This window comes from Micromonospora globispora, assembly GCF_003857015.1.
In the GTDB taxonomy this organism is placed as follows: domain Bacteria; phylum Actinomycetota; class Actinomycetes; order Mycobacteriales; family Micromonosporaceae; genus Micromonospora; species Micromonospora globispora.
The window spans coordinates 1-7,385 of sequence record NZ_QGGF01000725.1 but is presented as its reverse complement, the minus strand read 5'-3'; the positions used below and the strand labels follow the sequence as shown (position 1 = coordinate 7,385).

At 71.8% G+C, this 7,385-nt stretch carries 6 protein-coding genes and 1 pseudogene; 5 read left to right on the top strand and 2 right to left on the bottom strand.

Features of this window, described 5'->3' with window-relative positions; all coding sequences use genetic code 11:
- Nucleotides 1–166 precede the first annotated feature (166 nt).
- On the bottom strand, nt 167–1,018 hold the full coding sequence (locus tag DKL51_RS32900) for a hypothetical protein (protein WP_124813204.1): 852 nt from the start codon (nt 1,016–1,018) through the stop codon (nt 167–169).
- 215 nt (nt 1,019–1,233) lie between these two features.
- On the opposite strand from DKL51_RS32900, the gene mtrA reads away from it, so the two are divergent.
- The 5 genes and pseudogenes from mtrA (at nt 1,234) to hpf (ending at nt 6,911) form a co-directional block, all read left to right on the top strand.
- A complete protein-coding gene (gene mtrA / locus DKL51_RS32895) occupies nt 1,234–1,923 on the top strand; it encodes an MtrAB system response regulator MtrA (RefSeq protein ID WP_109965640.1) in 690 nt (229 codons plus the stop codon).
- Between the two features lie 13 nt (nt 1,924–1,936).
- Nucleotides 1,937–3,691 (top strand): MtrAB system histidine kinase MtrB, encoded by a 1,755-nt coding sequence (gene mtrB / locus DKL51_RS32890; RefSeq protein ID WP_438819692.1) that lies wholly within the window; start codon nt 1,937–1,939, stop codon nt 3,689–3,691.
- Complete coding sequence (locus DKL51_RS32885; protein WP_109943686.1) at nt 3,688–5,499, top strand: LpqB family beta-propeller domain-containing protein; 1,812 nt, start codon at nt 3,688–3,690, stop codon at nt 5,497–5,499. The genes mtrB and DKL51_RS32885 overlap by 4 nt, the downstream gene beginning before the upstream one ends.
- Nucleotides 5,500–5,548: 49 nt before the next feature.
- Nucleotides 5,549–6,020, top strand: a pseudogene (locus tag DKL51_RS32880) (ComF family protein).
- A 249-nt stretch (nt 6,021–6,269) separates the two neighbouring features.
- Nucleotides 6,270–6,911, top strand: a complete 642-nt coding sequence (gene hpf, locus DKL51_RS32875) for a ribosome hibernation-promoting factor, HPF/YfiA family (RefSeq protein ID WP_109943900.1) — start codon at nt 6,270–6,272, stop codon at nt 6,909–6,911.
- 86 nt (nt 6,912–6,997) lie between these two features.
- Here the strand turns inward: hpf and DKL51_RS32870 are convergent.
- Nucleotides 6,998–7,385 (bottom strand): GNAT family N-acetyltransferase (locus DKL51_RS32870; protein ID WP_148097924.1); only part of this gene is annotated, 388 nt, incomplete at its 5' end.

The window sequence follows — 7,385 nt, the reverse complement described above, 5'->3', positions numbered from 1 at the left end:
CGCGGGAACCGGGGCAGCCGGAGCCGGGGCAGCCGTCGGGGCACCCAGGCCGGGAAGTGGTACCAGGCAAGGGCCGCCAGCAGCGCGGCGAGCAGCAGGAGCAGGGTGGCGAGCGGCAGCGGCAGGACGTCGCCGAGCGCGGCGACCGCCTCGGTCCACCAGCGGCTCACCGCTCGACCGCCAGCAGGGCGGGCTCGGGCGGGCCGGCGGGGATGCGGGAGAGCCGGATGTCCAGGCCCTCCGTCCGCATCCGGGTCTCCAGGTGCAGCACCGCGTCGAGGCAGGCCAGCGCCGGGTAGGCGACCGCGTTCACTCCGGCCCACGCCGCGGTCGCCACCGCTACGGCCCAGGCCGGGTCGGTGAGGTCCACCAGCCCCAGCCGGGTGAGCCCGTAGAAGACGCCGAGCCCGACGGCGAGCCGGACGAGCCACCAGCCGACGTAGCCGAGCAGCCGGATGCCGGCGGCCCGGGCGCCGGAGCGGACGGCGAGCCCGAGCGCGCGCAGTGGTGCCCGGTGCGCCGGGAGCCGGTCCACCACAAGGGCGGGTATGACCGCGCCGAGCAGCCCGTACGCGACGAACCAGGCGGGCCCGCACAGCGCGGCGATCTCGACGGCGAGGCCCACCAGCGGGGCGAGCAGCAGCGTGGCCAGCCAGCGGGCACCGGCGGGTCGCAGCAGCTCACGCACCCCGGCCCGATGCCCCAGCAGCGCCGCCCCGGCCGCCCGCGCGGCCGGGTTGCCGAGCAGCGCGATGATCGCCGCCTCGGTGCCGGCGCCCACCGCCAGCAGCAGCCAGTACGAGCCGAGCCGGCCGGCATCCAGCCAGTACTCGGGCGGCCGGGCGTCGGCCATCACCCGCAGCGGCTGGAGCAGCAGTTGCTCACCGAGGGCGAACGGGATGGCGAGCGGGATCAGCAGTCGGGCCTGGCCGCGCAGCAGCAGGACGGCCGAGTCGAGCAGCTCCCCGACGGTGAGTGGGCGACGCGGGAGTACGGCGGTCGGGCCGACGTCGGGCACGCGTACTCCTGGCGGACGAGCGGTGGTGGCGGGCGGCGGCACCCGCGAGGGATCATGTTTGCACGGCCGGTCCTCTTCCGGTGGACCCGTACGCCGGGCGACACGCCACGCGGGGCGTGTGCGCCGGCGGCGGTGGTGCCGCGTGCCCGGTAGCAGTACCGTGCCGGGGTGACGCCGAACCCTCCGAACCGAACGGGGATGGAACGATAAACCCCATGAGAGCCCGGGTACTGGTGGTCGACGACGACCCAGCCCTCGCCGAGATGCTCGGCATCGTCCTGCGCAGCGAGGGCTTCGTGCCCTCGTTCGTCGCGGACGGAGAACGGGCATTGGCCGCGTTCCGTGACAGTCGGCCCGATATCGTCCTGCTCGACCTCATGCTGCCTGGAATGAGCGGTATCGACGTGGCGCGGGCGATCCGGGCCGAGTCCGGCGTGCCGATCGTCATGCTCACGGCCAAGAGCGACACCGTGGACGTGGTGCTAGGGCTGGAGTCGGGCGCCGACGACTACGTGGTCAAGCCGTTCAAGCCCAAGGAGCTGGTGGCCCGGATGCGGGCCCGGCTGCGCCGGGGCGAGGACGTGGCGCCGGAGATGCTCACCATCGGCCCGCCCGGCAACCAGATCTCCATCGACGTGCCGGCGCACACGGTCAGCCGGGACGACGAGGAGGTGAAGCTGACCCCGCTGGAGTTCGACCTGCTGGTCGCGCTCGCCCGTAAGCCGCGTCAGGTCTTCACCCGTGAGGTGCTGCTGGAGCAGGTCTGGGGCTACCGGCACGCGGCGGACACCCGCCTGGTCAACGTGCACGTGCAGCGGCTGCGCGCCAAGATCGAGCCGGACCCGGAGCGGCCCGAAATCATCCTCACCGTGCGAGGCGTGGGCTACAAGGCCGGTACCGGATAGCCTTGGTCCCACTGTGGTGACCTCCCCGCACCTCTTTTCGTCGACCGCCGCGTCCCGCCGGCTGCACGCCGCGCGGGCGCTGTGGCGCGTCCTCGCCGCCCGGTCGGCCCGGCTCGCCGCCGGCCTGCACCAGACCTGGCGGCGATCCCTGCAGGTCCGGGTGGTGACCATCACCCTCGTCGCGTCCAGCCTGCTCGTCGGCGGTTTCGCGTACCTGATCGCCGACAAGATCACCGGCATCCTGCTGGAGAACGCGGAGACCGACGTCCTGCTCCGGCTGCACAACGGCAGCGACTACGCGGCGAAGCAGTTCAACCTCTACAGCCAGCCGCAGGAGGCGCAGCTCCAGGACACCATCGACGGCACGGTCAACTACCTGGCCGGCGGTGATCCGGCGCAGACCAGCGGGGTCGTCGTCGCCATCACCGCGGACAACTTCCCCCGCACCATCGAGCCCCGTACCTCCCCGGACGTGGAGATCCGGCCGCTGATCAGCAAGGAGCTGCGGGCGTCCGTGGCCGGCGGCAACATCGCCCACCAGATCCGCACCGGGGAGCTCGGCGGGGAGCGGACCAAGTACCTCGTGTACGGCTCACCGGTGCCGACCCGGTTCGGTCAGGTGGAGCTCTACTACCTCGTACCGCTGGCCCGCCAGGACGCCACCGCGGCCGACGCCCGGGCCACCGTGGTCGCCACCGGCGTCGCCCTGGTGCTCCTGCTGGGCCTGCTCGCCGCCCTGGTCACCCGGCTGGTGGTCACCCCGGTCCGGGTGGCCGCCCGGACCGCGCAGCGGCTCTCCGCCGGCCTGCTCGACCAGCGGATGGTGGTCAACGGCGAGGACGACCTGGCCCTGCTCGCCGCCTCGTTCAACCAGATGGCGACCAACCTGCAGCGGCAGATCCTCCGGCTGGAGGAGATGTCCCGGTTGCAGCGCCGGTTCACCTCGGACGTCTCGCACGAGCTGCGTACCCCGCTGACCACCGTCCGGATGGCCGCTGACCTGATCTTCGCCGAGCGGGACGAGTTCGAACCGGCGGTGGCCCGCAGCGCGGAGCTGCTCCAGGCCGAGCTGGACCGGTTCGAGGAACTCCTCACCGACCTGCTGGAGATCAGCCGCTTCGACGCCGGCTTCGCCGTGCTGGACTCCGAGCCGACCGATCTGGTGCCGGTGGTGCACCGGGTGGCCGAGCGGCTCACCAGCCTGGCCGAGCGGGCGGGGGTGACCATCGAACTGGACGTTCCCGCCACCCCCGTGATCGCCGAGGTGGATCCGCGCCGGGTCGAACGGGTGCTGCGCAACCTGGTGGGCAACGCGGTCGAGCACGGCGAGGGCAAGCCGGTGCTGATCACGCTCGGGATGGACCAGAGCGCCGTCGCGATCACCGTCCGGGACCACGGCGTGGGGCTCAAGCCGGGCGAGGAGAAGCTGGTCTTCAACCGGTTCTGGCGGGCCGATCCGTCCCGCGCCCGGCAGACCGGCGGCACCGGACTCGGCCTCTCCATCAGTCTGGAGGACGCCCGCCTGCACGGCGGTTGGCTGGAGGCGTGGGGCGCGCCGGGGCAGGGCGCCCAGTTCCGGCTGACTCTGCCGGCCCGGGCGGGCGACCGGCTGACCACGTCGCCGCTGCGACTGGTACCGGCCGACGCCGCGCTGCCGTTCGGCGGTCCCCGGGCGGGCGGCCTGCTGGCCATCGGCCCGGGCAGCGCCGGCGCGCTGGCCATCGGCCCGGCCGCCGGCGGGGACGACCGGGCGGAGGTGACGTCGTGAGCCGGCGGTTGCTCGCCGTCCTGCTCGGCGGGGTGCTGCTCGGCACCGGCCTCACCGGCTGCGGCATTCCCGACAACTCAGGGGTACAGGTGGACGGCCGGGGCCCGGCGGCGGAGTCGGGATCGCTCAACGGCGGTGTGGTCGAACCGCCCACGCACACCGCGAGCAGAGATCCCAAGGAGTTCATCCTCAACTACCTGCAGGCCGCCGCGGGGGAGCGGGAGCAGGCGTACGAGCGGGTCAAGGAGTTCATCGCACCTGGGTCGCGGAGCCTGCTCCGCGAGAAGCACGGCAGTGAGATCACGCTGACCGTGGTCCGGCTGTGGGAGAACCCGGAGGTCACGCCCAACAGCGACGGCAGCAGCGTGGTGAAGATCAAGGTCCAGCAGGTCGGCGTGCTGCGGACCGACGGCAGCCTCGCGCCCCCGGTGGCCAGCGAGACGGAATACCAGTTCACGCTGCGGCCGGCGCCCTCCAGCACCGACGCCGACGACCCGGAACTGCTCATCACGGACCTACCGAACGTCCTCCTGCTCAACGACGAATCGCTGCAGAAGTACTACGGCATCCACACCATCTACTTCTGGAACTCCGACCAGACCCGGCTGGTGCCCGACCAGCGTTACCTGCCCTCGGCCGTGCCGGGCGAGCGCCGGGTCACCGAGGTGGTCAGGTGGCTGGCCGGGGGTCCGTCCGACTGGCTCGCTCAAGGGGTGATCCGGCTTCCGGACGGCACCCAGCTGATCAACAACGCCACCGGGGCGAACGGACACTGGGAGGTCAACCTCAACATGCCGGGCGCCAACGACGCTCGGCTCGGCCGTCTCGCCACCCAGCTCGCCTGGTCGCTGCCCGAGCTGGACGGGCAGCTCGATTTGAAGATCCAGAACCAGAAACGGCTGACCGTCGACCTCAAGCAGGAACGGTTGACCCATCCGGTGTACCTGGTGAGCGGCAACCCGGAGCGGTTCAGCGTCTACGACGGTGCCATTCATCCGCTCTCCCTCCCCGGTGAGGTGAGCGGCCCGGTGCCGGTGGGGCCGGCCGCCAACAAGCGGATCATCTCGGCGGCGCTCAGCCGCTCCGGCGACAAGGTCCTCGCGGCGCTGGTGGTTAGCGGCTCGGACGGGCGGCAGCGGCTACTGGCCGGCAGCGGTCCGGGTCCGGTCACGGTCTTCAACGGCGGCGGCCCGTGGTACAAGACGCTTGGCCGCCCCGTCTGGCTCCGCTCGCTTGACCCGCAGCACCCGCACGGGCTGGTAGTGGCCGGCGGCGACCTCTACCGTTTCGACGGCCAAGCCGTCATGAAGCCGGTCTCGCTCGGGGTGCCTGGCAAGGTGACCGCGGTGGCGGCCTCCTTGGAGGGGCACCGGATCGCGCTGATCATCGATGGTGCCCTCTACGTTGCCGCGGTGAACCTGGACGGTGGCGTGGTCACCGTCGGCCAGCCCCGCCGACTGGTGACCCGGATGAGCGATCTCTCGGCGGTCGACTGGGGTACCGAGAACCAGCTGATCTTCGCCGGCTCAGAGGAGCGGCCCGGGATCTACGAGAGGCGGCCGGCGATCTACGAGACGAGCGTGGACGGCGCGCTCGACACGGCGCTGAAGCGGGACATCGGGGCCCGGGTGACCCACCTGGCCGCCTACTCCGGCAGTTCGACCGATCTGGTCTTCATGTACGAGGCCAACAAGGTGGCCTACCGGAACACCCCGTACGAACCCATCAAGCGGGAGCAGGTGCTGGACGTGACGCCTCCGGCCGGGGGCAAGGCATCCAACCCGACCGCCCCCTTCTTCCTCTACTGAGGCGCGAGTGCGGGACGTGGGCGGGCTCTGGTCGGACCTGACCGACCTGGTGCTGCCCGCCGCCTGCGCCGGCTGCGGGGAGCGGCCGCCCGGCATGCGGCACGGTTTCTGCCCCGGCTGCGTGGCCGAGTTGGAATCCCTTCGCCCCGGTCCGGCGCGCGCCCCACGCCGGCCCCGCCCGGTACGGCGACCACCTCGGCCGGTTGGCCGGTCACGCGGCCGCCCGGCTGCGCGCTGCGGGCTGGCCGGTGCGGGTGCTCCGGCCGCTGCGGGCGCTGCCTCGCCCGGACTCGGTCGTCCTGGACAGCGCCGGCCGGGCCGCGGCGGCGGAGTCGGCGTTCCGGCTGCGCCGGTTCGGCGGGCCGTCCCGGCCGGGTCCGGACACGGCGGTAGTGGTGCTCGACGACATCGTCACGACCGGCGTGACGTTAGCTGCGGTTAGCCGGATCTTGCGTGCCGCGGGAATGACGCCAAACGTCGCGGCGGTGCTCGCGGCAACGCAAAAACGACGTCATTGGTAACGCTTCGTGTTTCCGTTTCACCCCATGGTGTATGAGGTGTGAAAATTTGCGGCCGGTCTTGGCAACGAGGGGTGACTGCCGACCGAACAGGAGTTAGCGTTTTCGTGTCGGGGGTAGGAGGTGTTTCCACCCGCTCCCGGCGGTGAGAGGAGGCGTAGCCGTACTGCACCGGTCGACGCCGAACGGGGAGCTCCCAGGGCTGTCGACCGGAGAACCGGACCGAACGACCGTCCGAACAAGGGAGGTCACGTGGACATCGTGGTCAAGGGCCGTAACGTCGAAGTGCCGGACCATTACCGGGTGCACGTAGCAGAGAAACTCGCCAAGATCGAACGCTACGACCACAAGCTCATTCGGGTCGACGTCGAGTTGTTCCACGAGCGCAATCCGCGCCAGACCGATCACTGCCAGCGGGTGGAAATCACCTGCGTCTCGCGGGGACCGGTGATCCGCGCCGAGGCCTGCACGAACGACTTCTACAGCGCGTTGGACGCAGCCATCGCCAAGCTGGACACCCGCTTGCGCCGGGCTGCCGACCGCCGCCGGGTACACCGCGGGCGGCGTGCGCCGATCTCCGTGGCCGCCGCCACCGCGGACCTGCCGGTCGCGGGCTTCGACGAGCCCTCGCTGGCCTCGCGCAACGGCCACCGGACCGCCACCGCGGTCGCGGAACGCGCGGAGGACGACTTCGACGAGTACGACGACCAGCCGTGGCACATCGCGCGGGAAAAGGTGCATCCCGCCGAGCCGATGACCGTCGACGACGCCCTCTTCCAGATGGAACTCGTCGGCCACGACTTCTACCTGTTCCACGACAAGGAGTCCGGCCGACCGAGCGTCGTCTACCGCCGGCACGCGTACGACTACGGGATCATCTCGCTGGAGATCTGACCCCTGACCACCCCTGAGGACAACCGGCCGGGGAGCTGTGGTGGGCGACCACCACGGCTCCTCGGGTACCCGCTGGCATCCGGCGCTCAGCGCGGCGGCAGGTCCGACGCCAGCAGCCCGTAGTTGACGGAGTCGACGCGGGTGCCGTCCGGGCCGGGCAGCCGACCGCGCATCAGCCCTTCGCGCTGGAACCCGACCTTCTCCAGCACCCGCTGGGAGGCGACGTTCTCCGGCCGAGTGCCGGCCCAGAGCCGGGCCAGCCCGATGCCGAACGCCCAGTCGGCGACGAGGGCCACCACCCGGGTGGCCAGCCCGCGCCCGCGCGCCTCCGGCAGCAGGCTGTAGCCGATCATCGCCTGGCCGGTCGACGGCTCGTCGTAGATCAGCGCGCAGCCTCCGGCAGTGGCGCCGGTCGCCGCGTCCACGATCGCGAAGTCGGCCGAGAGCCACTGGCTGGCCGGCCGCTCGGCCGAC

What these genes read in the sequence shown, in the direction of transcription:
- mtrA (WP_109965640.1), top strand. Translation starts at nt 1,234, where the DNA reads ATGAGAGCCCGGGTACTGGTGGTCGACGACGACCCAGCCCTCGCCGAG.